Origin of the sequence: Modestobacter sp. I12A-02662, from assembly GCF_041028325.1 — a bacterium.
In the GTDB taxonomy this organism is placed as follows: domain Bacteria; phylum Actinomycetota; class Actinomycetes; order Mycobacteriales; family Geodermatophilaceae; genus Modestobacter.
Genome location: NZ_JABGDE010000030.1, coordinates 1 through 995, shown reverse-complemented (window position 1 = coordinate 995; position 995 = coordinate 1). Strand labels below are relative to the sequence as shown.

Below are 995 nucleotides of genomic sequence, written 5' to 3'. Positions count from 1 at the left end.
CGGTCCCCGGCCTGATGCACGTCCGGTTCGGCGACTACCACGTCTCCGACATCGAGTTCGTCGCCGCCTTCGACGTCGACGCCAAGAAGGTCGGCCGCGACCTGTCCGAGGCCATCGTCGCCAGCGAGAACAACACCATCACCATCTGCGACGTCCCCCCGCTCGGGGTCACCGTCCAGCGCGGCACCACCCTCGACGGGCTGGGCAAGTACTACCGCGAGACCATCGCCGAATCCGACGAGCAGCCCGTCGACATCGTCACCGCCCTGCGCGCCTCCCACGCCGACGTGCTCGTCTGCTACCTCCCCGTCGGCTCCCAGCAGGCCGCCGAGTTCTACGCCCAGGCCGCCATCGACGCCGGCGTCGCCTTCGTCAACGCCCTGCCGGTCTTCATCGCCGGCACCCCGCAGTGGGCCGACAAGTTCACCGCCGCCGGCGTCCCCATCGTCGGCGACGACATCAAGAGCCAGGTCGGGGCCACCATCACCCACCGCGTCCTGGCCAAGCTCTTCGAAGACCGCGGCGTCCAGCTCGACCGCACCATGCAGCTCAACGTCGGCGGCAACATGGACTTCAAGAACATGCTCGAACGCGAGCGCCTGGAGTCCAAGAAGATCTCCAAGACCCAGTCGGTCACCAGCCAGGTCGACCGCGACATGGGCGCCGGCAACGTGCACATCGGACCCTCCGACCACGTGCCCTGGCTCTCGGACCGCAAATGGGCCTACGTCCGCCTGGAGGGCCGCGCCTTCGGCGACGTGCCGCTGAGCCTGGAGTACAAGCTCGAGGTCTGGGACTCCCCCAACTCCGCCGGCATCATCATCGACGCCGTCCGCGCCGCCAAGATCGCCCTCGACCGCGGCATCGGCGGCCCCATCCTCTCCGCCTCCTCCTACTTCATGAAGAGCCCCCCCGTCCAGTACGACGACGCCACCGCCCGCGACGCCGTCGAGGCCTTCATCCGCGGAGACATCGAACGCTGACGAAGGACCACC

The 995-nt window shown here is 68.5% G+C and carries 1 protein-coding gene; it reads left to right on the top strand.

Features of this window, described 5'->3' with window-relative positions; translation table 11 throughout:
* A partial coding sequence (locus HL189_RS22445) for an inositol-3-phosphate synthase (protein ID WP_369135954.1) occupies positions 1-983 on the top strand: 983 nt, incomplete at its 5' end.
* Positions 984-995: the final 12 nt, after the last annotated feature.